Source organism: Rhizobium sp. SL42 (assembly GCF_021729845.1).
Classification (GTDB): Bacteria; Pseudomonadota; Alphaproteobacteria; order Rhizobiales; family Rhizobiaceae; genus Allorhizobium.
Window position 1 is genome coordinate 130303 of record NZ_CP063397.1, and the last position, 26966, is coordinate 157268.

At 59.8% G+C, this 26966-nt stretch carries 22 protein-coding genes; 14 read left to right on the forward strand and 8 right to left on the reverse strand.

The genetic code is table 11. The features are described from left to right. Nucleotides 1–62 precede the first annotated feature (62 nt). Together IM739_RS00555 and IM739_RS00560 are read left to right on the forward strand one after the other, a co-directional pair. Nucleotides 63–2777, forward strand: coding sequence for an ABC transporter transmembrane domain-containing protein (locus IM739_RS00555; RefSeq protein WP_237369351.1), 2715 nt, complete (start codon nucleotides 63–65; stop codon nucleotides 2775–2777). A 48-nt stretch (nucleotides 2778–2825) separates the two neighbouring features. Then, complete coding sequence (locus IM739_RS00560; RefSeq protein ID WP_237369352.1) at nucleotides 2826–3245, forward strand: cyclic nucleotide-binding domain-containing protein; 420 nt, start codon at nucleotides 2826–2828, stop codon at nucleotides 3243–3245. A 37-nt stretch (nucleotides 3246–3282) separates the two neighbouring features. Here IM739_RS00560 and IM739_RS00565 read toward each other — a convergent pair whose 3' ends face one another. Together IM739_RS00565 and IM739_RS00570 are read right to left on the reverse strand one after the other, a co-directional pair. Next, nucleotides 3283–4026, reverse strand: coding sequence for a polysaccharide deacetylase family protein (locus IM739_RS00565; RefSeq protein WP_237369353.1), 744 nt, complete (start codon nucleotides 4024–4026; stop codon nucleotides 3283–3285). Next, nucleotides 4023–5120, reverse strand: coding sequence for a glycosyltransferase family 4 protein (locus IM739_RS00570; RefSeq protein WP_237369354.1), 1098 nt, complete (start codon nucleotides 5118–5120; stop codon nucleotides 4023–4025). The genes IM739_RS00565 and IM739_RS00570 overlap by 4 nt, the downstream gene beginning before the upstream one ends. A gap of 179 nt (nucleotides 5121–5299) precedes the next feature. Between IM739_RS00570 and IM739_RS00575 the strand changes: the two genes are divergently transcribed. The 9 genes from IM739_RS00575 to IM739_RS00615 all read left to right on the forward strand — a co-directional run bounded on the left by IM739_RS00575 (nucleotide 5300) and on the right by IM739_RS00615 (nucleotide 16721). Then, nucleotides 5300–5485, forward strand: a complete 186-nt coding sequence (locus tag IM739_RS00575; protein WP_237371124.1) for a hypothetical protein — start codon at nucleotides 5300–5302, stop codon at nucleotides 5483–5485. A gap of 35 nt (nucleotides 5486–5520) precedes the next feature. Then, nucleotides 5521–6006: a class I SAM-dependent methyltransferase gene (locus tag IM739_RS00580; protein ID WP_237369355.1), complete on the forward strand. Its 486-nt coding sequence runs from the start codon at nucleotides 5521–5523 to the stop codon at nucleotides 6004–6006. 6 nt (nucleotides 6007–6012) lie between these two features. After that, complete coding sequence (locus tag IM739_RS00585; RefSeq protein ID WP_237369356.1) at nucleotides 6013–7773, forward strand: metallophosphoesterase family protein; 1761 nt, start codon at nucleotides 6013–6015, stop codon at nucleotides 7771–7773. 202 nt (nucleotides 7774–7975) lie between these two features. After that, nucleotides 7976–8806, forward strand: coding sequence for an MBL fold metallo-hydrolase (locus IM739_RS00590; RefSeq protein ID WP_237369357.1), 831 nt, complete (start codon nucleotides 7976–7978; stop codon nucleotides 8804–8806). Between the two features lie 179 nt (nucleotides 8807–8985). After that, nucleotides 8986–10668: an adenylate/guanylate cyclase domain-containing protein gene (locus tag IM739_RS00595; RefSeq protein WP_237369358.1), complete on the forward strand. Its 1683-nt coding sequence runs from the start codon at nucleotides 8986–8988 to the stop codon at nucleotides 10666–10668. A gap of 63 nt (nucleotides 10669–10731) precedes the next feature. Beyond that, nucleotides 10732–11940, forward strand: coding sequence for a DUF3095 domain-containing protein (locus IM739_RS00600; RefSeq protein WP_237369359.1), 1209 nt, complete (start codon nucleotides 10732–10734; stop codon nucleotides 11938–11940). A 30-nt stretch (nucleotides 11941–11970) separates the two neighbouring features. Next, complete coding sequence (locus IM739_RS00605) at nucleotides 11971–13317, forward strand: adenylate/guanylate cyclase domain-containing protein (protein ID WP_237369360.1); 1347 nt, start codon at nucleotides 11971–11973, stop codon at nucleotides 13315–13317. 185 nt (nucleotides 13318–13502) lie between these two features. Further along, on the forward strand, nucleotides 13503–16217 hold the full coding sequence (locus IM739_RS00610) for an ABC transporter transmembrane domain-containing protein (protein ID WP_237369361.1): 2715 nt from the start codon (nucleotides 13503–13505) through the stop codon (nucleotides 16215–16217). Nucleotides 16218–16253: 36 nt separating this feature from the next. Further along, on the forward strand, nucleotides 16254–16721 hold the full coding sequence (locus tag IM739_RS00615; protein ID WP_237370926.1) for a cyclic nucleotide-binding domain-containing protein: 468 nt from the start codon (nucleotides 16254–16256) through the stop codon (nucleotides 16719–16721). Here the strand turns inward: IM739_RS00615 and IM739_RS00620 are convergent. The 6 genes from IM739_RS00620 to IM739_RS00645 form a co-directional block, all read right to left on the reverse strand. Next, the gene (locus IM739_RS00620; protein WP_237369362.1) at nucleotides 16711–17403 is read right to left on the reverse strand and encodes an esterase/lipase family protein; all 693 of its coding nucleotides are present in this window, start codon (nucleotides 17401–17403) and stop codon (nucleotides 16711–16713) included. The genes IM739_RS00615 and IM739_RS00620 overlap by 11 nt on opposite strands. Nucleotides 17404–17428: 25 nt before the next feature. Continuing rightward, nucleotides 17429–18535: an AI-2E family transporter gene (locus IM739_RS00625; protein WP_237369363.1), complete on the reverse strand. Its 1107-nt coding sequence runs from the start codon at nucleotides 18533–18535 to the stop codon at nucleotides 17429–17431. A 129-nt stretch (nucleotides 18536–18664) separates the two neighbouring features. Further along, complete coding sequence (locus tag IM739_RS00630; protein ID WP_442981075.1) at nucleotides 18665–19729, reverse strand: patatin-like phospholipase family protein; 1065 nt, start codon at nucleotides 19727–19729, stop codon at nucleotides 18665–18667. Between the two features lie 37 nt (nucleotides 19730–19766). Beyond that, on the reverse strand, nucleotides 19767–21446 hold the full coding sequence (locus IM739_RS00635; RefSeq protein ID WP_237369364.1) for an alpha/beta hydrolase: 1680 nt from the start codon (nucleotides 21444–21446) through the stop codon (nucleotides 19767–19769). A 41-nt stretch (nucleotides 21447–21487) separates the two neighbouring features. Beyond that, a complete protein-coding gene (locus IM739_RS00640) occupies nucleotides 21488–22075 on the reverse strand; it encodes an HdeD family acid-resistance protein (RefSeq protein ID WP_237369365.1) in 588 nt (195 codons plus the stop codon). 29 nt (nucleotides 22076–22104) lie between these two features. Then, nucleotides 22105–22824, reverse strand: coding sequence for an META domain-containing protein (locus tag IM739_RS00645; protein ID WP_237369366.1), 720 nt, complete (start codon nucleotides 22822–22824; stop codon nucleotides 22105–22107). Between the two features lie 949 nt (nucleotides 22825–23773). Here IM739_RS00645 and IM739_RS00650 point away from each other — a divergent pair. The 3 genes from IM739_RS00650 (at nucleotide 23774) to gltS (ending at nucleotide 26960) form a co-directional block, all read left to right on the forward strand. Further along, nucleotides 23774–24271, forward strand: a complete 498-nt coding sequence (locus IM739_RS00650) for a DUF1269 domain-containing protein (protein WP_237369367.1) — start codon at nucleotides 23774–23776, stop codon at nucleotides 24269–24271. Between the two features lie 280 nt (nucleotides 24272–24551). After that, entirely contained in the window at nucleotides 24552–25637 is a 1086-nt protein-coding gene (locus IM739_RS00655; RefSeq protein WP_237369368.1) for a helix-turn-helix domain-containing protein, read from the forward strand. A 117-nt stretch (nucleotides 25638–25754) separates the two neighbouring features. After that, nucleotides 25755–26960 carry a sodium/glutamate symporter gene (gltS, locus tag IM739_RS00660; protein ID WP_237369369.1) on the forward strand — a complete coding sequence of 402 codons (1206 nt, stop codon included), beginning with the start codon at nucleotides 25755–25757 and terminating at the stop codon, nucleotides 26958–26960. The last annotated feature ends 6 nt before the right edge of the window (nucleotides 26961–26966 follow it).

The window sequence follows — 26966 nt, forward strand, 5'->3', positions numbered from 1 at the left end:
CTAAAGACGCTGCAGCCTGTCCCTGGATAGCTGCAGCCTAAAAACACGCATAGAAGTCTTCCATGGAACCAAACCTCGCCAGATATATCTGGAACCACACCAGCCGGCAGCAGCTCTGGATCCTGGTGATCGTTGCCCTGTCGATGATCCCCTACTATCTCGCCTTCGATCTGCCGAAACAGATCGTCAACGGGCCGATACAGGGTGATGGGTTTACCAAGGCTGGCGACACGCAACTGTTCATGCACCTTACCCTGAACATCCCGTTCTGGGGCAACGTTGAGCTTTTTCCCGGCCTGCCGCTGGAACGCCTTCCTTCGCTAATGGCATTGAGCCTGACGTTCCTGATGCTCGTCATCATCAACGGCTTGTTCAAGTTCTACATCAATACCTACAAGGGCAGGCTCGGCGAACGGCTGCTTCGGCGTATCCGCTTTGAGCTGATCGATCGGATTCTCCGGTTTCCGCCCAACTATTTCAAGCGTATCAAGGCCGGCGAAATCGCCAGCATGGTGAAGGATGAGGTCGAACCGCTCGGCGGCTTCACCGCGGATGCCTTTGTCCAGCCGGCACTTCTTGGCGGCCAGGCGCTGACCGCGCTGATCTTCATCTTCATGCAGCACTTCTGGCTCGGCTTTGTCGCCTTCGCCATGGCCATCGTGCAGGTCGGCATCATTCCCCGCATGCGCCGCCGGCTGATCGAGCTTGGCCGCGAACGGCAGATCAGTGCAAGACAGCTGGCGGGCCGCGTGACCGAAATCGTCGATGGCATCGGCACGGTTCACGCCTTCGATACATCCAACTTCGAGCGTGCCGACATCGCGTCCAGGCTCGGTTATATCTTCCGCATCCGCTACGATATCTATCAGTGGAAGTTCATGGTGAAATTCCTGAACAACTTCCTTGCCCAGGTAACGCCCTTCCTGTTCTACGTCATCGGCGGTTATCTGACGATCGTCGGCAAGCTCGATGTCGGCCAGCTGGTCGCGGTCATCAATGCCTACAAGGAATTGCCGGGCCCGCTGAAGGAACTGATTGACTGGGACCTCGCCCGCCAGGACGTGCAGGTCAAATACGAACAGGTCGTTGAACAGTTCGAGGCCGACCAGTTGTTGAGTGCCGAAATCCAGGCTCTCGAACCGTCGAGCGCCGGCGCGATGAACCATCCGCTCAGCACCAACAATCTGATGGTCGAAGACGACAACGGCGCACGAATTCTGGAGCATGTATCGGTCAAGATATCGCCCGGCGAAACGGTCGCAATCATCGGCACGGCAGCAAGCGGTGCCGATGCCCTGGCCGAGGCTCTCGGCCGCATCACGCGGCCGACCGGCGGCAAGGTCAGCGCCGGCGAGGACGATATCTTCATGTTGCCGGAAGCCATCACCGGCCGCAGGATCTCGTATGCGGCGCCCGACGCTTACCTGTTCTTCGGCTCGCTGAAGGACAACCTTCTCTATGGGCTCAAGCATGCCCCGACCGCCACGGTCTCGTACAAGGGCGCGGCGGCCGACAAGCGCAGATGGGACATTCTGGAAGCGAAAAGATCCGGCAATGCCGATTTCGACTTAAACAGCAACTGGATCGACATTTCAGCCACCCGTGCACAGAACATGGACGGGCTTTTCGAAGCCATGCGGGAAGTACTGGAGGTTGTCGACCTCTCCGAAGACGTCCTCCAGCTTGCCCTCCATTCGACCATCGACGTCAATAGCGACCCGACACTCGCTGCCCATATCGTCCAGCTTCGCCGCCGGCTGCGCGAGGAACTGGATCGCCGCAACCTCAACAGCCTTGTCATTCCCTTCGAGGAGGACCGGTACAATACCGAGGCCATGGTCGGTGAAAACCTGTTCTTCGGCATGATGAGTTCAGATTCGGCCATCCAGGCAATCGCCAAGACCGCCTATTTCCGCAACATGATGGACGAAAGCGGCCTCGGTGAAGCGCTGTTCCGGATGGGCATGGCGATTGCCGAAAACACGGTCGAGCTGTTTAAGGACCTGCCGCTGGATCACCCGTTCTTCGAGCGCCTGACCTATATGACACCGGAGGAAATTCCGGCCTACCAGCAGCGTCTGCAAAGGCTGACCGGCCACTCGATGCGCACGGTCGGCGAAGAAGACCGGATCGCGCTTATTCGCTTGAGCTTCTTCTACGTCGAACCCCGGCACCGTTTCGGCCTGCTCGACGAAGCATTGATGAACAAGATCATCGAGGTTCGGCATCAATTCCATGACAACCTGCCGAACGCGCTGCGCGGGTATATCGAGCGCTACGATCCCAATGCCTATCTTTCGTCCGGGAATCTGATCGAGAACATCATCTTCGGCAAGATCAATCATCGCTTCAGCGATGCTGCCAAGCAGCTCCGCGAAATCGGCTCCTCGCTCATGCGCGCTCAACCCGGCCTCTATCAGGCCCTGCTGGCGCTTGGGCTGGAATACAATATCGGAGCTGCGGGACGGCGGCTTTCCCATTCCCAGCGCCTCAAACTCAGTTTTGCCCGGGCTCTGATCCGCAAGTCGGACTACTACATCTTCAATCGGCCGCTTTCAGGGCTCGATCACCATCTTCAGGAACGCATCGTCGATGCATCCCTTGCCTTTCTGGCAAAGGATGGTGATACTCCTGCAGTGGTCTGGGTACTTTCGAACACGCCCCTTGCAAAGCACTTTGAGAGGGTTATTGCTTTTAACGATAGAACTGTGGCGGAAGATGGGTCTTACGAGACAATTGTCGAAAACGGTTCTGTCTATAAGCAATTGATAGCATAGTTGGTAGTAGGACAGTCGGAACGCAATTTTTCGAGGCAGGTGAATGTGATGATCCTGAATGACGAAGTGCAGATGTTACGCGGTGTACCTCTTTTTTCCGGCATGGATGCTGGAAAACTGAAGCTGCTTGCGTTCGCTTCTGACCGGGTCATCTACGGAACCGGCCAGGAATTGTTTCACCAGGGCGATGCCGGCGATGCGGCCTATGTCATCCTGTCGGGCGCTGTGGACATCATCATGGAAAGCCCGGCCGGCGAAACCAAGATTGCCGAAGTCGGCTGTCGTTCCGTGGTCGGCGAAATCGCGATCCTGTGCGACCGTCCGCGCAACTCGACGGTCAAGGCCGCCACCCCCGTCGAGGCCCTTCGGATCAGCAAGGACTACTTCCTGAAGATTCTGGCCAGTTGCCCGCGCACGATGGCCGAGACCATGCGCATCCTGGGCGAACGCATGGCGACCACGCACTGACCTGCCATGGGCCGGATAATCCGGCCCTGATAAAACGCTAGCCCTTGTCGGCCAGAAGATACCCTGCTGATCGCCATCTGCAGCCCGCGTGCTCTCCAGTGACTGCAAAAAGCTGGCCGAGCAGATCCCAGGCCGCGACATCGTGCACCAGATGATGGGTCAGCAACCCGACAGGCCCCTTGTGGCTTTGCGACATCGCCACCAGATCTGCGACGACCGCACCAACTGGGCGGCCACCACGCGTGCCACGCCAGTCCATGATATCAACATGGGTATTCAACATCGTCAGCGGAGCCGGCTTTTCAGGCCCGAAGACGGACAGTGCCTCGAAACCAAGTCCCTCGAGGTTGTCGATGATCTCGCCGTCGATCCGGTTCCAGGGCGGCACAAGCATGGATACGAACCGAGCGGCGTACAGAGAGGCAAGGCGTTCACGCCCCCGAGCGAGTTCGGCAAGCACGGTTGCAAGCGAGCGATGCAACCCCAGCTCCCGGCTTTTCTCACCCGCACCCGCATGATTGGCATGAGCCCAGCCATGCACCGCCACCTCGACACCCTTCTCCAGCGCCAGACGCTGCTGCAATTCCACACCAGTAAAAGCGGGGATGACCGCGAGCAACGTCGGTACACCGTGATGGTTCGTCAGCTGAAGCAGGCGATCGAGTGGCTCGCTTGGCGCGACCGCATCGTCGTCGCGAAGCCACAGCTGCAAAGGGTCGCCCAGATCGGCACGACGATCAAGCTCTTCGAACAACGGCTTGAGTTCAGTGCGCCCGGTCATGGCTGGTCTCCCAAATGCTGATGAAGAATGGCATCGAGCGCCCTGCTCGCGGCTTTAAGCGAGTGATCACGCACAACGCGGACACGTGCATTCCCTGCCATTCGGCGTCTTTCGTCGTCATTGCCCAACAGAGTTGCAATGGCTGCGGCATATGCATCGACATCGCCCGGTGCCGTCAGGATGCCCGTCGTACCGTTTTCAACGACTTCCGGCACGCCCGCCGTCGCCCATGCGATCACCGGCACCCCGGCCGCCTGCGCTTCCAGATAGGCAAGCCCATAGGCTTCGCCGCATCCCGGCCAGACATACAACGCGCTGCCCGCAAGAATTTCGGCAACCTCGGAAGGTTCTTTTTGGCCAAGCCATTCAATGCGGCCTTCCGGCAGGTCGGAAAACAAAGCCCGGACATCGTCGCGCATCGGACCGTCCCCAACGATCGACAGCATCCATGGCAGATGGCGGATCCGGCCAAGTGCCTGGGCAAGGACCTGATAGCTGGCCAGCTTGTCGCCGGAGCGCATCATCGCCACGGTCACCAGTCGACGTGGATCAGGCCGGGGCACCGTCTCGAAAAATGCGTCGGCATCAAGGAAAGGCTTGAGGCTGGCAACCGACGCCTCTGGCGCGGCAGCCTTCAGCCCGGCGCGATCGCGCCCTGTCAGGCAGATGTTCACCGCGGCACGGCGAACGGTGTCGAGCACACGGTCCTGCAGATCGCTCCACACACCGATATTCCGGCGATGGGAATAGGATGCCTCGACGGTCACATAAGGAAGCGCGAAGGAAGCACACAGTGCAGGTCCGAGAAGATCCGGCGACTTGTAGTAGGGATGGTAGCAGAACCACAGATCCGGCGCGCCCTGTCGATGCCACTGCTCACGAAGACGTGCGACCTCCGCTTCGCCATAGCTGAGCAGCGCGTCGCGCCCGTCACGATCGTCATGGTCGCGGATGAAGGCCCGCAATTGCGAAACGACCTCCACGCTGTGACCGCATAGCGTCAGGCAGCGGATCAACTGGCGAGCCATCAGACGATCACCCGAAGGAACGGGGTGATCCGGCGATTTCAGTGGAGAATAGAAGGCAATCTTCATAACGGCAGACCGACCAGCAGAGGGGCTCCAGCGGCGGTATAACCGCATTGACGGAACGCTAAAAACAGCTGGTGACACAGCAAGTTTGCGTTGCGTGCGCGCACCTCAACCAGACTTGACATGCAGGCTAAACTCTCCCATCTGGACGTGCCGATCTTGTATAAGTGCACGGAGTACCGATGCCAACACCTTTGCATTCCTACGAGATGCTGCTGCAGCACATCCAGTCGCGCAGCGCGCGGGTGGGCATCATCGGACTGGGCTATGTCGGCCTCCCGCTCGCGACCGTGAAGGCCCTGATCGTCGACACACGAAACGTGTTTTCGCGGTTGAAGATCAGCGGCGACAATATCGTCAAGGCATAAGGTGCCGGCGGCACCGACAATGATGGGCCAGTTTCATGAGCCGTTTGGACAGTTTCATTCGCCGTATGTCGGCACAGCGCGATATTATCGATCACGTCCGCGACCACGTGCCGATCGCGCCGTCGGGTGCCATTCTTGAGATTGGCCTGGGCAATGGCCGCACGTTCGATCATCTGCGCGACCGGTTTCCCGGACGGCGCATTATCGCGTTCGATCGCGCTCTCGGTGCCCATTCATCCTCCACGCCTGAACCCGAAAACCTGGTCATCGGGGAAATCGGGGAAACGGCAAAGGCCTATGCCGGACAGGGTGCCGCCCTCGTTCATGCCGACATCGGCACCGGCTATCCCGACAAGGATGCCGTCACCCTGACCTGGCTGCCCGATATCGTCAGCGCCGCACTGGCACCGGATGGCGTGGCGATCAGCGGACTGCCGCTGGAGCATCCGTCCCTGACGCCCTTGCCAATTCCATCCACCGTCGATCCCGATCGCTACTTCCTCTATCGCCGGAAGGCCTGAACGGTCGTGCCAAGGCTCGGTCCTGAGATACCGGCAGTCGCGGTCATTGCCGATGCCCACTTTCACGATATCGAGGGTGACTACAACGTTGCTGGCGTCGACGTCGGCAGCAGGCGACTGACGCTGCGCAGCTGGGCAGACACGGCCCGTTCGACCCGGGTCTTCAATGAAAGCTTCGTCGCCCTTCCGGCTGCACTGGAGGACGTTTGCTCCAGAGGCATTCGCCACGTCGTGCTTCTGGGCGACTATACCGATGACGGACAACGCGCGACCACCGATAGCGTCGCTCGCCTGCTGCGCCACTGGCGCGACCGGCACAATATGTCCTTCTACGCGATCCCTGGAAACCACGATGTCTTCGGCCCCCTCGGCAAGCATCAGAGCACGCGTTTTCTCAATGCATCCGGCACCACCACTCTCGTCACCAGTGATGCCGAAATCGCGGCGCTGGACCCCGGTCAGCCGACGGTCACACCCAAGATGTATTGCGACGGCATGCCGGCCGGCTTGCTGCCGATGGCCGAATTCGGCCTGACCCGAAACGCCGCCTATCGGCACTGGGAGACACCGTTCGGCGCTTCGGATGACTTTGCAATGCGACGGCATGACCTCCATTCCGCCGATGGCTTGACCACGCACCGGCTTGTCGATGCGTCCTATCTGGTCGAGCCGGCCGACGGCCTGTGGCTGCTGATGCTCGACGCCAATGTCTTCGAGCCGCGCAACGGCAGTCGTGACATCGCCCGCAAGAAAGCCTTCCTCGACAGTTCCAACGCCGGCTGGAATGCGCTGCTGCGCGTCAAGCCATACCTGATCGACTGGATTGCCGATGTATGTGCGCGTGCCGACAGGCTTGGCAAGCGCCTGATGGCCTTCTCCCACTATCCGGTGCTTGATCCGTTTGAAGATGTGTCCGGCAGCGAGGACGTGTTGTTCGGCAGGACCGACATTGCCAGGCGAACGCCGGTTCAGGCTGTTGGCGAAACGCTTGTCCGGGCCGGGCTCAGGCTGCATTTCAGCGGCCATCTCCACGTCGCGGCCCGCTCCGATTGGACAAGTGGCTCGCAAGGGTTGACGAACATAGCCGTCCCTTCGCTTGTCGCATTTCCAGCCGGCTATACGATAGTCCGCGCTAACGGAGATACGCCTGAAACAGAGACCGTGTCCCTGGCCAAGATGCCGCTTGATGGCGACCTGCTCGAACTCTATCTGGCAGAGACCAGCAAACCCGGCGAGGCACCGGAACCTGCACTGCAAGCATCGAACTACGGAGAGTTTCTCAACTGGCACATTCACGCGCTGGTCGTCAGCCGCTATCTGCCCAACGACTGGCCCCTGGAACTCCGCGAGTTTGCCCTTCATGGTTCGCTCGCCGACCTCTGCCGCCTGCTGCTTGGAAAATCTCTGGAAACAACGGCGACGCGCGAGGCCCTGAATGCGATGACTGGCAACGGGAGCATGTCCGCGATCCTGGACGATTGGGCAAATGCGCACGACCTCGACCGAGCCAACCTGAACACATCGCCTCTCCTGGACCTTGTCGTGGACTGGTATCGCCTTCGCCAGGGCAGTACCCAGGCACTGGCCTGGGTCCCGGCCACGAAGTTGCGGATCTACCGCATTCTGGCGACCGAATTCGGCGACACCAGCCTGACCGAACACAAGAGCCCGCGGGATTTCCTCGCCATTTTCCTCGGCGTACTCGGTCGGTCGATAGAGCGCGCGACACGTGGAGCCCCAGTGTCGCTGCCTGTGGATCCAAGCTGACAAGCGCTGAATCCGTTCCAGGGTCGAACCGGCAGAGGAGCGCAAAATGCCAGAGGCAAAGCCCGCTTCTAAGCCAGCCCGCACTTGCAGTTTTGAACCCACAGATGAATGGCCACTTGCATTCGCGCGAAAAAGGCGTTTGGCTATAACCCATGGTATTGTGACATCCGCTGCGTGAACTGCGGCACAATTGTCTAATTGAATGAAAGAGAACGTGTTTTCGATCAAATTCTGGGGCACGAGGGGCAGTATTCCCGTATCCGGACCCCAATTCCAGCGCTACGGTGGCAACACGCCCTGCATCGAGGTCCGGTGCGGAGAACATCGCCTGTTGTTCGATGCCGGTTCCGGCATCCGCGAAGTCGGGATGGAAATGCTGGAACAGGGCCTGCAACAATCCCATCTGTTCTTCAGTCACTGCCACTATGACCATATAATCGGCCTGCCCTTCTTCAAGCCGATCTATAATCCCGTAGCGACCGTCAACATCTGGTCAGGGCATCTCGCCGGCCAGATGTCCACGCGCGAGATGGTCAGTCGCTTCATCAGCCCGCCATGGACACCGATCGACACGAATATCTGCAAGGCAAACCTGATCTTTCACGATTTTCGCGCCGGTGATCTGCTGACCCCGATCCCTGGGGTCGAGATCCGCACATTCCTGCTCGATCATCCGGGTGGCGCGATCGGATACAGGATCGCGTGGCAGGGCAAGTCTCTGGCGCTCGTGTTCGATATCGAGCATCAGACCGGCATCCTTGATCCGACGGCACTGGAGTTGATGCAGGATGCCGATATCGCGGTCTATGACGCCGCCTACACCGAAGACGAAATGCTGAAATACAAGGGTTTTGGGCATTCGACCTGGGAACAGGGCGTAAAGCTCGCCTTACAGGCATCCACCCGCAAGCTGGTGCTGTTCCATCATGCCCCTTCGCGCACCGACGATGAATTGGACAGGCTGGAGCAGCTGGCACAGCAGCGCTTTGCCGAAACCATCGCCGCGCGGGACGGAATGGTGCTTGAACTCTGAATTGCCACGTTCCGGTGCTTTGACCTGACGGGTTGATTCACGCCACCGGAACAACGGCGACCCAGGTTTGCAGGGGCATCTGCCGTAAGCCTGAATATGGATCGACGAGTACCGGCTTATTCATCATCATGGCGCCTTCGGTCAAAAGGCTCACGGCAACAGAAACCCAAGGCGGCAGCGTGAAAAAAGTCATAGTCTCCGAACGGACGCTTCGCGATGCGCGGCTGGCATCCGGCCTGGTGATCTTCATTTTCATCGCAATGCATATGCTCAACCATGCGGTTGGCCTGATCTCGGTTGATACGGCCGATCACTTCCGCCGACCGTTCCTCACCCTGTGGCGCAATCCGATTGCCACCGTGCTTCTCTACGGTTCATTGCTGATCCATTTCCTGCTGGTTTTGCGGGCGATCTATATCCGACGCAATTTCGTCATGCCGAAGTCCGAAGCGGCGCAGATCCTGCTCGGCCTGATGATCCCGCTCATGCTGATCCCGCATATCGTCGGAACTCGGGTTGCCAACGAACTGTTCGGTTACCGCGACACCTATGCCGCCGTCGTCACCCAGCTCTGGATCAGTTCGCCGGTCAACGGCGTTCAACAATCGGCAGTGCTGGTCATCGCCTGGCTGCATGGCTGCATCGGCCTGCATTTCTGGCTGCGGTATCGCACATGGTATAGCTGGGCATCCCCCTGGCTTCTGGTTTTCGCGATCATGCTTCCGGTCCTGGCGCTGCTCGGCTTTTCCGAAATGGGCCGCACTATTCAATCGCCCTTGGGCATAGTGCGGGGCTATCCTGGCGGCTACTACGACCCGACAGCCCCCTCGGCCTCGGCCATGGTACAGCTGGCAACCGTCAGGATGTGGGCTTATGGCACCTTCGCCTTTTCGCTGGCGACGCTCCTGCTGTTTCGTCTGTACCGGAAGCTGCGCGAGCGCGCCCACCGTATCGCCGTGCGTTATCCCGACGGGCAGGTCGTTCATGTGCCTCGCGGCTTTTCGGTTCTCGAAGCCAGCAGGCTGGGCGGCGTGCCGCACTACGCGGCCTGTGGCGGCAAAGGCCAGTGCTCGACCTGCCGCGTCCAGGTCGTCAGCGCCGAAGGCAATCTGCCCGCCATCGGCACGCTGGAGCAGAGAACCCTTATCCGCATCAAGCCTGAGCCCGGCGTACGCCTTGCCTGTCAGTTGCGCCCGACTGGCAATCTCACGGTCGCCCCGCTCCTCGTGGCCATGCCGGATACGATGGTCCCGGCAAACAGCCAGGAGATCAGCCCCGGCAGGGAGCGCGATATCGCCGTCCTCTTCTGCGATCTGCGAAACTTCACCACCCTGACCGAAAGCCGCCTTCCGTTCGATATCGTCTTCCTCCTCAATCGCTATTTCGCCGTGGTCGGCCATGCGGTGGAAGAAACGGGCGGGCAGCTGGACAAGTTCATCGGTGACGGGGCCATGGCCTTGTTCGGCATCAATACGACACCGGAGGAAGGCTGCCGCCAGGCGCTGGAAGCCGCCCACCTGATCATCGCCGGCATCGAGGAACTGAATATCGAGCTGGCGAAGGACTTTTCCACCCAGCTGCAGATAGCCATCGGCATCCACACCGGCCATGCGGTCGTCGGAACCCTTGGCTACGGCAGGACAAAGAACATGACCGCCATCGGCGACACCGTGAATGTCGCGAGCCGCCTTGAATCGGTTGCAAAGCAGTTCAACGTGCCGCTGGTCATTTCGGAGCCCGTGGCGCGGCTTTCCGGCGCAGACCTGACCGGCATGGAAACGCACGAGGTGTCGTTGCGCGGTCGTGAATTGTCCTTGAACGTGTTCATTCCAGTCTCCCAGGCCAATGCGGCTTCTGCTTAAGCCGCACATCCATCTGCAAAAACCGGTAATGCGGCACGGCTGGCGATATGCTAGGATCCTGCAATGAACGTAGGTCCAGACGACAGGTTTTACCAATCCGTCCCGCTGTTTGCCCGCTTTGAAGGCGTGGTGGACCGGCAGAACTACAAGCCGCTGCCGGACGATTGGTGTCTTGCAATCGCCGACATCGTCGGATCGACAAACGCGATCCTCGAAGGACGCTACAAGGCGGTCAACATGGCCGGCGCCAGCGTCATCTCCGCAGTGCTGAACGCGCTTGGCGAACACGAACTCCCGTTCATCTTCGGTGGCGACGGTGCCATGGTCGCCATTCCAGCCGGTGGCGTGCAGACGGCCGCCCGGGCTCTCGCAAGTCTTCGCAACTGGGTTGCCTCCGACCTGCATCTGGATATGCGCGTCGCTCTGGTCCCCGTCTCCGATATCCGGGCCAGGGGTCTCGATGTACGCGTCGCTCGTTTCGCGGCAAGCACCCACATCGCCTACGCGATGTTCACCGGCGGCGGCGCGACTTGGGCAGAGCAGGAGATGAAGGCCGGAAGATACAGGGTCGACGTCCTCGATGCCGAACCCAGGCCTGACCTGACCGGCCTGTCCTGCCGCTGGGACCCGATCCAGGCGCACAATGGCGAAATCGTCTCGATCATAGCAAAGCCGCGGTCGGCTGAAACGATGGACGCCTTCCGCAAACTGGTCGGCGACATCATTGCCGTAACTGCAGAACAGAACCGCGAGGCCCATCCGATACCGGCCGCAGGCCCAGACCTTGCCTTTTCGGCGGAAGGCATCCGAAACGAGGCACGCGCCACGGCGCCAGCGTCGAAACGCCTCCGTCAGCGGCTGTCCATCACGGTGCAGATCATCTTGACGGTTGTCCTGCACAAGCTGAACCTGCCCTTGGGAAAGTTCGACGCACGCCGCTACAAGGCCGATGTTGCCGCCAACTCGGATTTCCGCAAATTCGACGACGGACTGATGATGACCGTGGATGTCGATGCCGGCCACAGGGACCGTCTCGTGCAGCGGCTGGAGGCTGCGGAACGCGATGGAGTCTGCGAATTCGGCCTGCATCGCCAGGACAAGGCGCTTCTTACCTGTTTTGTTGCAACTGCCCTGTCGCGAGACCATATGCACTTTATCGATGGCGCCAGTGGCGGATATGCGCTCGCGGCCAGTCAGTTGTCTGAAAAACGGGCACAGGCCAGAGAAGCGGAGGCACAGGTCCTGGCACAGCCGACTGAGCAGAATATTTGATCAAGCACATGCCGTAAAACAGGGCACCACATGAGCCACAATCCCCAACTTGTCTCCAATATCTTCATGGACAAGGTCGCCGACTGGCTGACCAAGTCGGCGCTCGCCGGCAACAATCTCGAGGAGATCATCAGCGGCTTCTGCGATCGCATCGCCGCAACCGGCATTCCCATTCACCGCATTCACCTCTCCTTCGCCATGCTCCATCCGCTTTACGATGCCCTGGGTTTCACCTGGCGGCCGTCGACGGGCCTGATTGTCGAGCGTTACATCCACGACATCGAAAAACCCGAGGTCTTTCTGCGCAGCCCCTATTACAAGCTGCTGACCAGCAATCTCGAATTCATGCGCCGCCGCATTCCAGCCGAAGGTCCGGTGGAATTTCCGGTATTCGAGGATCTGCGCAAGGAGAAAATCAACGACTATATCGCCTTCGTCCAACCGCTCGGCAACCAGTCGTCCCAAGGCATGATCGGCTCCTGGTCCACGGCAAGCGAACAGGGCTTCAGCGAGGATGTCATCGCTGCATTGATGCGCATCCAGGATCATCTGGCTGTTGCCGCCAAGGTCGCTGTCCTCGATAAGCTGGCCAACAACCTGCTGACGACCTATCTCGGCGAAGGCGCCGGCAAGCGCGTGCTCAACGGCCAGATCCGCCGCGGTGACGGGGAAACGGTTCGCGCGGCCCTGGTCATGGGCGACATACGCCAATCCACCCAGATCGCCGATACCGAAGGCCGCCAGGCCTATATCGATACACTGAACGAATTCTTCGATGCCGCCGCCCAGCCTTTCAACCGCAATGGCGGCGAAATCGTCAGCTTCGTCGGCGATGGCTTCCTCGCGGTCTACCCCTGCGGACGACACAAGGATACGTCGGAAGTCGCCTGCCGGCTCGCTTTTGAAGCCGTCCGGCAGGCACAGGCCCGCATGAACGAACTGAATCGCCAGAGACGCGACAACAATCAGAAAGCGATCGGCTACGGCCTCGGCATGCATATCGGCAATGTCATGTTCGGCAATGTCGGCCTTCGTGACCGGTTGACCTTCTCCGCCTTCGGATCGTCCGTCAATGAAGTCGAGCGTTTGCAGGCCTTTACCAAGAAATACAATTCACAGGTCGTTGCCAGTGATGCCTTCGCCTCCTATTGCGGCGGCGATTGGACGATACTCGGCGACGAGGAATTGCGCGGCGTCGGCCACAAGGTGACACTCAAGCGTCCGGAATTGCAGCAGGAGCCATTGCTGGTCGATGCCCTGGCGCGCGATCTGTCCAGACCCGCGCTTTCGGAGGCCGAACGGGTCATCCTGCTTCACCGGGATGCCAGCAAGACGGCCGAGAAGAAACACAACTTCCTGGACAGGTGGATCCAGTAGCTGACGGTCTGATCTGTCGCCGGCGCTCGTGGCATCGGCGACAGATCAAGCATTTGATGAATTGTGCGGGGACGCGGCGTCGATAACGCTTGTCGTGCCCCGTTTTGCAGATACGTTCATTGTCGAACTGCATCGCGGCCAGCGGTGGGGCCCGTACCAACCTCCGATTCATTGCGCGGTGGAAAATGGAAAAAAGCCTGACGCGTTATATTTGGGCCAACACCTACGTCCAGCAGCTGTGGATTCTGCTGGTCGTGTTCTTGTCCATGATCCCCTATTTCCTCGCCTTCGACCTGCCCAAGCAGATCGTGAACGGTCCCATTCAGGGAGAGGGATTTGAACATCCCACCGCCACTCAACCGTTTATGGACTTGTCCTTCGACATACCGCTCATCGGGCATGTCGATCTGTTTGACGGTTTCAACCTGGACCGTTTCCAGACCCTGATGGGGCTCAGCCTTGTCTTCCTCAGTCTTGTCGTGCTGAACGGCCTGTTCAAATTCTACATCAATACCTACAAGGGCCGGCTTGGCGAGCGCATGCTCCGCCGCATTCGCTTCGAGCTTTTCGATCGGGCCCTGCGGTTTCCGCCGCTGCATTTCAAGCGGGTGAAGTCTCCCGAAATTGCCACCATGATCAAGGACGAAGTCGAACCGCTCGGCGGCTTTATCGGAGACGCCTTTGTCCAGCCGGCACTGCTCGGCGGGCAGGCCATAACCGCACTGATCTTCATTCTGGTCCAGAACATCTGGCTCGGCCTGATTGCAACCGCGATGGTCGGCGTCCAGGCTGCCATCATCCCGCGGATGCGCAAACGCCTGCTGGAACTGGGGCGCGAACGGCAACTGACCGCACGCGAACTTTCCGGCCGTGTTGCTGAAGTCATAGACGGAATTTTCACGATCCGTGCCAATGACACCTCGAACCTCGAACGCGCCGACATAACCGCCCGGCTGGCGCGGATCTTCTCGATCCGCTACGACCTCTACCAGTGGAAGTTCCTGGTCAAGTTCATCAATAACATCCTCGCCCAGCTGACTCCCTTCCTGTTCTATGTCGTGGGCGGAACGCTTGCCCTTCAAGGTACCCTGGATATCGGCCAGCTGGTGGCCGTCATTGCCGCCTACAAGGATCTCCCCGGACCGATCAAGGAACTGATCGACTGGGATCAGGCGCGCCAGGACGTCCAGATCAAGTATCAGCAGGTCGTCGAGCAATTCGACATCGAGCCGCTGGTCAGCCCTACCGTGCAGGCCCTCGTCAAGACCCGCTCGCCACGGCTCTCGGACGCTCTGGTCGTCAGCAACCTTGTCCTTTGCGACGACAGCGGCGCACGCCGGCTTGATCGCATCTCGCTGGAGATTCAACCCAACGAGACGGTCGCGATCATAGATCACAACGGCAATGCCGGAGAGGCCCTGGCGGAAGCCATTGGCCGGATCATCCTTCCCGATTCCGGTCGCATCACGATTGCGGGCCAGGAATTGCACGAAATGCCCGAAGCCGTGACCGGCCGCCAGCTCTCCTATGCCTCGTCCGACACGCATTTCTTCCAGGGCACGCTGCGCGACAATCTGCTTTACGGGCTAAAACACGCCCCGCTGCGCGACGTCGAATACACCGACGCGGCAGCGCGGAAAAACCAGTGGGAGCGCACCGAAGCCCAGCTCGCCGGCAATCCATATCTCGACCTCAACAGCGACTGGGTTGACTATCAGTCGGCAGGGGCAAGCGGTCCGGAAGATCTCTACAAGGTCATCGGCACGGTCCTCGACACCGTGACGATCACCCGGGACATTCTCGATCTTGCCCTGCGTTCGCGGGTCGACATCGTCAAGCACAAGGCGCTCGTCGATCGGATCGTCGAACTGCGCAGCGAAATGCGCCGCCGTCTGCAGGACGAGGAACTGGATACGGTCGTTGAGCCCTTTGAACCGAAATCCTACAATGGCCATGCGACAGTGGTGGAAAACCTGCTCTTCGGCAGCATGAAACAGCCGATGACGTCTGCCGAACAACTTGCGGCCCACCCCTATTTCCGCCAGGTCATGAACGAAACCGGCGCTGCCGGCTTGCTGTTCGAAATGGGTTTATCGATCGCAGAGACTGCGGTCGAACTGTTCAGCGACCTGCCGGAAGACCACCCGTTTTTCCAGCAGCTCACCTTCATGACGGCAGCCGATATCCCGGTCTATGAAAGCCTGGTGCAAAAACTGCAGGGAAAAACCCTGGAGGAAACGTCACCCGCCGACCGAAGCAGCATCATCCAGATGAGTTTCTCCTATATCGAGCCTCGCCATCGCTTCGGCCTTCTGACAGACGAGCGCATGGCGCTCCTTGTCCGCGCCCGCGAGGCGTTTCATGCCAATATCCCGAAGGATCTGGCAGGCGTGGTCGAACGCTACGATATCGAGAGCTTCACCGCCTCCGCCAGCCTGATGGACAATATCCTGTTCGGCCGCATCGCAATCGAGCAGGATGATACATCGAAGCGCATTCGGGCCATCAGCCACGAGCTGTTCGACAATCTCGGCCTCAGGAATGATGTTCTGTCGATCGGCCTGGATTTCGAAGTCGGATCCCAGGGCCGTCGCCTGACCGTTGTCCAACGCCAGAAACTCAACATGGCGCGCGTACTGTTGAAACGCTCCGACTATTTCATCTTCAACAAGCCGCTTTCGGCTTTGGATCGGCGCGCCCAGGACCGCATCATCACCAATGTCATGCAGATGTCACAGGACGATGAAACAAGCCCCTCGATCATATGGGTTCTGTCCAATCCCGATGCCGCCCAGTTCTTCCAACGTGTTCTGGTCTTCGAGGGGGCGGCGAGCCTTGACAGCGGAAACTTCGCGGAACTTTCCGAGAAAAATAGTATTTTCAAAGAGCTGCTATCGTAATAACGTCTCTTTGAGCGCTAGGGGAGTGCTATGGCAATGCTGTTGAAGGACGAAGTTGAAATGCTGCGGCGCGTGCCGATATTCTCGCGCATCGCACCGACAAAGCTGAAACTTCTGGCTTTTGCGTCGGATCGCATCAGCTGCCGTGAAGGACAGAATCTGTTTCATCAGGGCGATGCCGGCGATGCGGCCTATGTCATCCTGTCGGGAACGGCCGAAGTCGTGGTAGATACGCCGACCGGCGAACTCAAGCTGGCGGACGTGGAGAATAACGCCATTGTCGGCGAGATCGCCATACTGTGCGAGGTCTCACGCACCGCGACCGTCCGCGCCACCAGCCGCCTTGAAGTGCTCAAGATCAGCAAGGACAATTTTCTCTGTCTGGTGCATGATTTCCCCGAAATTGCCATCGAGATCATGCGTGTCCTTGCCGAACGCCTCAATCACACCACCGCCGAACTGACCGTCGCCCTGACCCAGAAGACGCCGGCCATCAGCGGCTGAATTTGCCGTGCTTGAGAAAGTAGCTGACCTGGTCGATGACCCGGGCATCGCTCATCATGAATGTATGGCTCACCGGCAGGACCAAGTGATCGGTCATGCCTTCGATCTTCGTGCTGGCTACGGAAACCTTGCCGTCATTCGGGCCATCGATGAGCGCGCTGTAGAATGGATTGAACGAGACGGTGCCGGCGATGATGCCAAGCTCGAAATCGGGCAGCGGTAGGACATTCGGCGTGGAGGAGGGTGCGGTCCCAAGTTCCATCCCCGCCGGACCATTGATCCACCGGAATGGCGGCAGGTCGCCGAAGACATCGACGATCTCCGAACCATGATTGGGCGGCGCCAGCATCACCACCCGGCCAAGCCGTGCAGGACGATGCCGGGCAAGCCACGCTCGCACCAGAATGCCCCCCATGGAATGGGTGACGAAATGCACGCGCTGCTGTGGCCAGCAATCGGCAACCGACAGGGTGACATGGGACATCAGTTCCTGGATCGAGGCCTGTGTCGATGGGTAGCCGTTGTTGACGACTTGGTAGCCCTGCTCCGCCAGCGCATCCTCAAGCCCCTGCATCGAACGTTCGGTGCGGGCAAGCCCGTGCAACAGCACAACGCATTCAGCCATGGCGGATGAACTGATGGCGCAAAGGCCGAGCATGGCCAGCAGAAATCTGCGCATCATTCGACCTCCCATAACAATGCCACAGTTACGAAAGCCGGCTTTCGCCAACGACACCGCTGCGCGACAGCAGGATGGCGATCGGCCTGGTGCCGCTGAACTCGGACAGCACGATGACCAGCACGGCAGTGATCGGGATCGAGACAATGGCCCCGGCAATGCCCCACAGGCTGGTCCACACGGTCAGGCTGATCAGGATGGCATAAGGGCTGAGATCGAGCGAATTGCCCATGATCTGCGGTTCGAGAACATTGCCGATCATAAACTGCACCACGCTGAGCGACAAGGCGAGCAGCAGCACCTGGTCCGGTTGACCGAACTGGCCCACCGCGATCACCGTCGGCACGAAGACGCCGATGGCCGAGCCCAGATAGGGAATGTAGTTGACCAGCGCAATGATGATAGCCCAGAGGACGGCAAATTCGAGCCCGAAAAACACCATGACGGCATAGCTGATCAGGCCTAGGACGACATTGATCAGCGACTTGACCGCGAGATAGCGGCCGACCCGGTAGTTGATGTCGCTGATCACTGCGCGCAGGCGGACGATCCGCTCCGGGTCGGACGAAAGTCGCCCGAGCTTGGCATCGAAACTTCCCTGTTCGAGGAGCATGAAGACGACATTGAGCAGGACGAAGACCAGTCCGCCCAGGAGCGATGCCGATGATATCACGCCGCTGCGCAAGGTGGCCTGAAGATTGATCTGGCCGAACAGGTCGTTGCGCAGGGTTTCCCAGGTAACATCCCCCTGGAAACCGACAAAGCCGGCAAGCGCCTGTGCCATCTCAAGGAACTTCACCTGATATTCCGGAGCCTTGGCGGCAAAGACGACCAGATTGGCGGCCAAAAGGGTAACCAGCTGGATCAGCCCGTAGCCGATGACCAGTGCCGCAAGCGTATAGCGCAGGCCCGTCGGCAGGCGTGTGCCGATCATCGGGATTGCGCCGGTGAGCCCTGCGATCGCCGAGACCACATAGGCGATCATCAGTGCCAGCACCATCGGTACAAGTACCTCGGCGCCGATATACAGGAACCAGCCGACCATCAGCGCAAGAGCCACTCCGAGGACCAGATTGACCAGCGAAACGGATGACATCGACGGGCCTGCGGGATCGGATCGGCGAAGTTCGGTCATGCGGACAAACCTTCCTGGAGGCGATGAAGATGATTAGTCGTGAACGAGGCGGCGGCGGAACCGGACATGACCGTGTTGGTCGCAATCGGCGGTTCACCGCGGAACGAACAATTGGCAAAGGCGGCCATGTCAGACATCCGCCACCAACTGGTCTATGTCGAAGGTCGAGCGCACCCCGACATCATCGAGATGGGCTTGGCCGAAGGCGATGGCCGCACGGCGTCCCTCTTCGAACAGCATCTGCAGAAAATCCCATTCTGCGTTGAGCTTGGAGGAATGGCCAAGCGTCACCATGATGTCGGATGTGATCCGATGCAGCCGCATTTCCTTCCACTGGCGCGCCTCCCCATGACCGGGATCGACGACCCGGCGCAGCAACGCCATCATCCGCAACTCCTTCAGTAGCTGCGCGTTGAAGGAAATCTCGTTCAGCCGGCTGGCTATTTCGCGCGCGGTTTTCGGGGTTTCCAGACGCTCGACGGGGTTGATCTGGACGATCAGCGTATCGTGGCTGTCACATTCGCGGACCAGCGGCGTCATCGTCGGGTTTCCGGCATAACCGCCATCCCAATAGGGCACGCCATCGATCTCGATGGCCTGGAACATCGATGGCAGGCAGGCCGATGCTAGCAGCACGTCGACGGTGATCTCGTGCTTGCGAAACACCCGCCCCTGCCCCGTATGCACATTGGTCGCCGTGATGAAGAGCTTGATCGGCCCCTCGGCGAGATCGGGAAAATGGATGATCTCGGCCAACAGGTCGCGCAGCGGATTTCCGGCGATCCCACCGAGAGAATACGGCGAGACCATGCGCGCCATGATATCCATTGCAAGAAAGGCTGGCGAATTGTCCAGGCTCCAGTCACCGGTAATGCGTTCCAGCGGCCCACGCTTCAACGGGCTGAAACGGGCCGCTTCCGATGTCTTGCGCCAGAAGGCGGTCAGCATGTCACGTGCGGTCTGGCGCCCGCCTCCCGCCATGCCGGCCGCCAGGACAGCGGCGTTCATCGCGCCCGCCGAGGTTCCGGATATCCCGTCGATCTCGATGTTTTCCTCTTCAAGAATGCGGTCGAGCACCCCCCAGGTGAAGGCCCCATGCGAACCTCCGCCCTGGAGAGCCAGATCAATCGGCAGAGGCGCCGTTAGCGCCTTTCGAGCAGTGGTTTCCGCCTTTTTCGCCATGTTGGATCCCATTTCTAGCATTCCGTCCACACATCGGACCTGTTGCGGATCAAGGCTGCAAAGCAGCCACCTTCTGCTTCAGCAGGCTCAGCCCCTCATCCGTCCAGCCCGGCTGGTCGGTCAGCGACGCCCAGGCATCGACATAGTGGTCGAACGCATAGACGTGACCGAAACCTTTCGGCGGTGCGACGGCAAGCATGATGTCGAAGCCGAGCTGCAGGAAGGTCACCACCGGGATCCACACCATGTCCGGCGAGACATCCGGGCCAAGCGGCTTTTTCATCCATTCCGGACGACGCCACAGCGCTCGCGGATCGAAGAATGTCACGGCGTCGCTGGCATATTGCAGGAAAATCACCCGGTAAGGCCCCCAGGGTGCCGGCGCCTCCCGCAACGTGTTGCGCTGCGAGGTGAAGCGGATCACGGAACCGTCGCGAAAGGTCGGCAGCCAGCTTGGGGTACCGGGATTGCGCGCCGCAGTGACGGATACCCAGGTGCGGGTATTGAACGGCGGGCCAGCCCACAGGGCTCCCTGATAGGGATCGCCAATGACCTGGTGCAGATCGTGGCTAAGATCCGAGTTCAACGCGCCAAGGCTCAGGCCGTGCAGGTACAGTTTCGGCCGCTGGTCGCGTGGCAGGGTTCGCCAATGGCCGTAGATGGTGGCAAAGACGGCCCGCGACGTCTCGACCCCATAACTCGGGTCGGCCAAGAGGGCGATCCAGCTGGCGAGATAGGAATATTGCACCGAGACGCTGGCAACGTCGCCATGCAGGACATATTCCAGTGCCGACTGGCTTTCCGGATCAACCCAGCCGGTGCCCGTCGGCGTGACGATGACAAGGTTGGTCCGCTCGAACGCCCTGATCCGGATCAATTCCTGCAAGGCAAGCTCGGCCCTGGCCTCGGGCGTAGCGGCGGAATTGAGCCCGACATAGACCCTGAGCGGCTCCAGCGCCGCGGCACCGGACATCTGTTCGATCATCGCCTGATCGGGGCCGGCCGCGACCAGCCGTCGCCCTGCCCGCCCAAGGCTTGCCCAGTCAATCAGCGAGTCCGGCCCGCCGGTCTTCAACGCACCGACGGGCTGCACGCTGTCGTCCTCGAAGCGGCTGTCGAGCTCGCTATAGATCCCGTCCAGGAAACGCATCGCGCCGCCGACCAGCACACCGTTGCCGATCGTCCAGAACAGCATCGCGGTGACCGCCAGGGCGACAACGGCGGCCGGCGGTCCGGGAATATGGCGTGCCAGACGATTGGACAGGCGTTGGGCAATGATGCCGAACAGCCGGAAAACCAGGACCAGGACGGCAAAGACCACCAGTGCCACGGCCGCGATGGTCCAAGGACCGGCGCTGTCGATCGGCTCCATGTTCATCAGCGCCCGCAGCCGGTTCTGCCACCCGGCCGCCCACCACAGCATGGCGACGACGATTGCAAGGCTGATCAGCGCGGCCAGCAAAAGGCCTCGCTGCCGCGTTCGCCCCTGCACGGATGGCAGATGTAGCGAAAGCCAGAGCCAGCGCAGAAGTACACCCAGACCATAGCCGGCGGCAAGGCAAAAGCCGCTCAGGGCTCCCTGGATAAGCGGTGCACGCGGCACGAGGCTCGGCGTGAGAGAGGCCGCAAAGAACAGCGCGCCGATGATCAATCCGACACCCGAAAGCGCGTGCAGAAATGCCCTGACCGGTCGTCCTGTAGAACGGGATAAGCTGTTCGTTGTAGTCATCGAGCGTGTATTCCCCCTGAACGAAACTTCCTGGCCGCCCGTCAGGCCGGCGCGGAAGACATCTTGCCGACCTTCCAAGCCATCACCCCGACCGACAGCCCGATGCTGATCAGATTTGCACCGAGCATCACGCCAATCAGCCAGAAACCGGTAACAGGCATGGCCGCAAACAGCATAAGCGCCAGGGCGACCGACAGAACCCCGCTGGCAAAGATCCACATCCAGTTCGGCAACGGTCGGATGGTAAAGGCAAAGACGATCTTGGAAATGCCCTCCATCATGAAGAACACGATCAGCAGTAGCGACAGCAGCAGGATCCCCTCGCCGATATTGCGCAGCAGCAGCACGCCCACCATGATGCCCAGAATAACCGACACCAGTTGCAGCCAGAAATTCGGTGCATGACGGGCGCTGATCAGGCCGATGGCTTGGATCAGCCCGCTGACGATCAGGAGCCAGCCGAAGGTAAAAACCGCGGCAGCCGATGAAACGACCGGAAACAGCACGGCAAAAATGCCCGCCACAACCAGCAGCGCGGCTTCGACCAGATGAAACGCCGAATGCCGACGCACGGCATCCCGTGCAGCTTCGCGATAAACCTGGGCTGCGGCATCAAGACCAATGGGCATGACGATCACCTTTCTATCTCTTGAAACGGCTAGTTCGAGCGGGTTGCCATGATCGACGGGCTGTCGGACGAGATCAGAACAAGCCCGCCACCCGCGTCGATATCGAACCGGTCGATCTTTTCCATCGTCGACAGGAAGGACGCTTCGATCCGGCTTTTATGCTCCTCGCAGGCCATCATCGAGCCGGCCATGCCGCGCTCGAAGCGAAAGCCTTCGCCATTCAGGGTAAAGCCGCCGAAATAGCGGTTGCAGCCCGAGGAGCCAAAGACACTGGTCTTCGTCGCATCGAACTCGAGACTGACATAGACATCCTCCGGCACCGCAGCATCGCCGATCTTTGTCACACGCCACGGCGGGCCTGCCAGCAGGGAAACCGGCTCGCCGCCGCAACCGTTGAATGTCTTTGAAGCTGTCGTCACCGCCACCGTCAGCGGACTGGGCATTCCCGTCATCGTGTCGTGGCAGACCACCTGCGTGACATCGATCGCAAGGTCGATGGCATCTGCCGCATAGTGCCAGCTGCCGCCTTTGTCGGTCGGCTCAGGCAGGACACCCTCCGCTACGATGTCGCCATCCGCAGTGCGGAACGACGCGCGCCCGCCACCGAGCGTCAGCACCCAGCCCGGCTCATTGCCACGCGCAGTCAGGGGCAAGCCCGGCTTGGCATCCGTGTCGTTTGCAAGAAGATGGGTAGGCGCCGGAAGCAGGAATGCCATGCACAGCATGGTCGCTTTCGGGTTCAGTCGCATGATCGATCCTCCTCGACTTCAAGATTGGCGGCGCACGAAGCGGCAGGCTTGCGGGAACACGCTGACACCCGAGGGCTTCCGGGCCGCCTGCGCGCCGGCGGCGCGGCAAGGCCTGCGCTTCCCGAAGACCTGTGCCTCGGGAAGAAGAGTGTCCAGATCCGATTGGGCAAGTTCCGATTGGGCAAGGCAAAAACGTGGCGAACGGTCTGAAGCGTAAGGCATCGCTATCTCCTGCGTACGCACCAACAATGTCGCAACATCGACAGGCGATCCGACTGCAGACACCGATTGCGGAAGGCTGTCATCAAGCCCAAGACGCCGCACCCGGGTCCCCGCTGCAAGTCGGGTCAATACAACCATTAGCCAACACAAGCGCTTGTTTATGCTGGCCGGTCGATTGCGATCTCTCTCAATTTAAGAGCAGCAAAGATCGGATCAGACAACCAGCCATACGGGATCAAATCGATTTTCTGGAAAAAACGGACGCAGTGCAAAAAGGCTGGATTCTGAGCCGGGTCGCCCCAAACCGGTGAACATGCCCCGGCCGCAAAGATCACGGCCTTTCCCGAAAAATTGACAAATATCGAGTGGCAAGAGCCAAACGGCGGAACAGCCCGGATTCGGGACGTGATGCAGAATCTCCGGACTCCAGGCTGATCACTTTCGTTCTCAAACAATCCTATAGTTGCAAGGGGGACAATCACGCTGCGGTTGTTTTGGGGATCGGCGTTTTTGCGCGAGAGGGGGCTTGGATGGCAGTGCTGTTGGCACGAAAGAGGCGAAGGTTTGCCCTGGCCGAAAGTCTGGCCGCACACGCCGTCCCAATGGGGGCCATCACCCTGGCACTGTCTTTCGACCGACCGATAGCGGCGGCACCGGATGACCAATGCGATTGTCCGCAAAGCCCTTGGCGACCGATCCATTTCCCGTCCAGCAACAGGAGTTTCGCATGTCCACACTGATCGCGATCGTTTATCCGAACGAAAAACAGGCCGAAGACGTCCGTTCCAAGCTCCTCAGCTTGCAGCGGGAATACATCATCACCCTCGGAGACGCCGTGATTGCAACGAAGTCCGAGGCTGGCAAGATCAAACTGAACCAGTTGATCAACACCACCGCCGCCGGCGCCGCATCCGGCAGTTTCTGGGGCCTGCTGATTGGTGTGATCTTCCTCAACCCACTGCTCGGCGTTGCCGTCGGCACAGCATCCGGCGCTGTCAGCGGTGCGTTGACCGATGTCGGGATCAATGACCCCTTCATGAAGGAACTCGCGGCCAACCTCACCCCGGGCCATGCCGCTCTTTTTGTTCTGGTCAAAGAGATGACCGAAGACAAGGTACTCAAGGAAATTGCGCCCTTTGGCGGCGTCGTGCTCAAGTCGTCGCTGGACGAAAGCAAGGAACAGGTCCTTCGCGACGCACTGGCCGCCGCCGAAAAAACGGCCTGATCGCGCAGGTCGAAAACGGGGAGGGAAAGCGCCAGCACAACGTGATGGAGCATCTTCCCTCCTGTCCGCACGGGGCGGCGGCAAAGGTGATCTCACGATCAACGTCTATGTAAGCGCTGACTTTTATTGGATGAAATCGCATGCACGGTACTTTAAATATTATAAAATGCGAAAAAGCAGCTATTATTTTTTAGTGGTGTATAACTTTCCCATAAGTTGTAAATGAAACTATACATTTGATCGCTTGGGTATTTGTATGACAGTTTTCGAGCGGCATAACATGTCTGAGGCAACCCAGTTGTTTTCTCCGGTTACCGCCGAGAAAAGCGGCCCGGCGACATTGCTGATGCCTCATTGCTTCTCCACCGATCTCATCGACAAGACCGACAGCTTCGGCGCCTGGCGCCACAGCTACCAACCCATGGTGGACCTCAGGCAGAAGCCTTCCGCGAGCGGAAACGCTTTTTCAGCCAAGCAGGTGCTTTGGGATCTCGGCGATATCGCCCTGGCGGAAATCAGGACCGAAGGCCTCGATTTCATCAGTTGGCCCATGCAGATGAAGAACAGCGGGCTTGATCACTGGTGCCTGACCCTGTTTCTCGACGGAACATGCCGCACGGATGCCGGTGACGAACAATATTTATCGTCGTCGAGGCTGTTGCAGGTTCACCCCCTCGGCAGCCGCTTCAGCGGTTCGCTGACCGATTGCCACTTCATCATGCTGTGGATACCTCGCAGTTTCTGCGCAGATGGCGCGCATGTCCTGGACAGCGTCGCCTTCCAGTCGATCTGCGGCCCGATGGGCCAGATGCTGTCATCCTATATCACCTGCCTTGTCGCGCAGATGCCATACGTGACGACCGCCGAGGCAAGCGCGCTTGCCCATGCGACCCGAGACATGGTGATCGCCTGCGCCGCGCCGTCGGCCGACAGGATCAATGCCACGAAGGATCAGTTCGCAGCGACGCTGATCGAGCGGGCACGCAAGTTCATCCAGCAGAACCTCTACAATTCCGCCCTTGGCCCCGATCTGCTCATGCGAGAAATGGCCATGTCGCGCACCAAGCTCTACAATCTCTTCGAACCGGTGGGCGGCATTCATCGCTACATCAAGCGGCAGCGGTTGTGCGAGGCGCACAAGCGCCTGGTCGATGCCCAGAACCCCTGCCGCATCCAAGATATTGCCGAACGACTGGGCTTCAGTGATGGTGCAGACTTCAGCCGGGCCTTCAAGCGCGAATTCAGCTACACGCCCAGCGATGCGAGACACCATTTCATTCAAACGAGCTATCAGGACACGCAGAGCCTGGAAAACCTCGCGCCATCTGACAAGCTTCCCTTCATTCTGCGGCGTCTCCAGTTCTAGCCATCCGGCCCGGTTTCCGGCTCGCGTGCCAGCCTGCTTTGCCCAGCCGATCTTGTCGGCCCGCGTCGGGAGACAGACCGAAAGCAACATTTGAAAGATGTCCAGGAGATCCACGCCGTGACCACCATCCAAGTGCCTGGCCTTTTGACCGTGACGATTGCCATCCTGGTGTTTTTCATCGGCAGCATGCTGAACCGGTCGATCACCGTCCTCGGTCACTTCAATATTCCCGAAGCGGTCAGCGGCGGCTTGCTGGCGGCGTTGTGCACGCTTGCGCTGTACAGCATGATGTCGACCGAAATCATCTTCGACCTTGCCGCTCGAGACATGTTGCTGCTCTATTTCTTCACCGGCATCGGCCTCAATGCGCGGTTTGCCGATCTGATACGCGGCGGCCGGCCGCTCCTCATTCTGCTTGCCCTGACGCTGACATTCCTGCTGATCCAGAACGGCATTGCCCTTGCGGGCGCGGCTCTGTTCGGCCTTCCGGACGGCCTCGCCATATTCCTCGGCTCGGCGTCCCTGATCGGCGGCCATGGCACCACTATCGCATGGGCGCCGCTGGTACAGGAACGGTTCGGCGTTACCAACGCACTGGAGATCGGCATTGCCAGCGCCACCCTGGGTCTGGTCATCGCGTCCCTGATCGGCGGCCCGCTGGCGCATCACCTTATTCAGCGGCACAGCCTGAAGGGCCCGGAAAAGGAAGAGTTGACCGTCGGCGTGCCGGCGGACGCAGGCGAGCGCCATGCCGATGACGTCAGCTACCGCAGCCTCCTGCAGACGCTCTTCGTCATGAACCTCGCCATTCTCGCTGGTTATACCCTGCATGAACTGGTCGATGACATCGGCATCAAGCTGCCGCTATTCGTCATGTGCCTGCTATGCGCCATTGTCATGACAAACCTGGTGCCGCTGGCGGCCCCGCGCCTACCTTGGCCGTCGGGATCCCGCGCCCTGTCGCTGATTTCGGATCTGTCGCTCAGCGTCTTCCTCGCCATGTCGCTGATGAGCATGCAGCTGTGGGCTCTGGGTGGGCTTGGAATAGCCCTGATCGCCATCCTGTTTCTGCAAACCGCAGCAACGGTCGTCTATATTCTCCTCGCCGTCTTCCCGGCGATGGGCAGAAACTACGATGCGGCAGTGATCTCGGCCGGATTTGGCGGGGTCACGCTCGGCGCCACGCCGACGGCCATCGCCAATATGGCGGCCATCACCAAGTCATATGGCGCCGCACCAATGGCCTTCATCATCGTGCCGCTGGTCTCGGCTTTCTTCATCGACCTCGCCAATGCTGCCGTGATCGGCTTCCTGCTCCGGTAGGTGTCG

Excerpts from the sequence above, each read along its gene's own strand:
- IM739_RS00555 (WP_237369351.1), top strand. The coding sequence starts at position 63 with ATGGAACCAAACCTCGCCAGATATATCTGGAACCACACCAGCCGGCAG.
- IM739_RS00560 (WP_237369352.1), top strand. The coding sequence starts at position 2,826 with ATGATCCTGAATGACGAAGTGCAGATGTTACGCGGTGTACCTCTTTTT.
- IM739_RS00565 (WP_237369353.1), bottom strand. The coding sequence starts at position 4,026 with ATGACCGGGCGCACTGAACTCAAGCCGTTGTTCGAAGAGCTTGATCGT.
- IM739_RS00570 (WP_237369354.1), bottom strand. The coding sequence starts at position 5,120 with ATGAAGATTGCCTTCTATTCTCCACTGAAATCGCCGGATCACCCCGTT.
- IM739_RS00575 (WP_237371124.1), top strand. The coding sequence starts at position 5,300 with ATGCCAACACCTTTGCATTCCTACGAGATGCTGCTGCAGCACATCCAG.
- IM739_RS00580 (WP_237369355.1), top strand. The coding sequence starts at position 5,521 with ATGAGCCGTTTGGACAGTTTCATTCGCCGTATGTCGGCACAGCGCGAT.
- IM739_RS00590 (WP_237369357.1), top strand. The coding sequence starts at position 7,976 with ATGAAAGAGAACGTGTTTTCGATCAAATTCTGGGGCACGAGGGGCAGT.
- IM739_RS00600 (WP_237369359.1), top strand. The coding sequence starts at position 10,732 with ATGAACGTAGGTCCAGACGACAGGTTTTACCAATCCGTCCCGCTGTTT.
- IM739_RS00605 (WP_237369360.1), top strand. The coding sequence starts at position 11,971 with ATGAGCCACAATCCCCAACTTGTCTCCAATATCTTCATGGACAAGGTC.
- IM739_RS00610 (WP_237369361.1), top strand. The coding sequence starts at position 13,503 with ATGGAAAAAAGCCTGACGCGTTATATTTGGGCCAACACCTACGTCCAG.
- IM739_RS00615 (WP_237370926.1), top strand. The coding sequence starts at position 16,254 with ATGCTGTTGAAGGACGAAGTTGAAATGCTGCGGCGCGTGCCGATATTC.
- IM739_RS00620 (WP_237369362.1), bottom strand. The coding sequence starts at position 17,403 with ATGATGCGCAGATTTCTGCTGGCCATGCTCGGCCTTTGCGCCATCAGT.
- IM739_RS00625 (WP_237369363.1), bottom strand. The coding sequence starts at position 18,535 with ATGACCGAACTTCGCCGATCCGATCCCGCAGGCCCGTCGATGTCATCC.
- IM739_RS00630 (WP_442981075.1), bottom strand. The coding sequence starts at position 19,729 with ATGGGATCCAACATGGCGAAAAAGGCGGAAACCACTGCTCGAAAGGCG.
- IM739_RS00635 (WP_237369364.1), bottom strand. The coding sequence starts at position 21,446 with ATGACTACAACGAACAGCTTATCCCGTTCTACAGGACGACCGGTCAGG.
- IM739_RS00640 (WP_237369365.1), bottom strand. The coding sequence starts at position 22,075 with ATGCCCATTGGTCTTGATGCCGCAGCCCAGGTTTATCGCGAAGCTGCA.
- IM739_RS00645 (WP_237369366.1), bottom strand. The coding sequence starts at position 22,824 with ATGCGACTGAACCCGAAAGCGACCATGCTGTGCATGGCATTCCTGCTT.
- IM739_RS00650 (WP_237369367.1), top strand. The coding sequence starts at position 23,774 with ATGTCCACACTGATCGCGATCGTTTATCCGAACGAAAAACAGGCCGAA.
- IM739_RS00655 (WP_237369368.1), top strand. The coding sequence starts at position 24,552 with ATGTCTGAGGCAACCCAGTTGTTTTCTCCGGTTACCGCCGAGAAAAGC.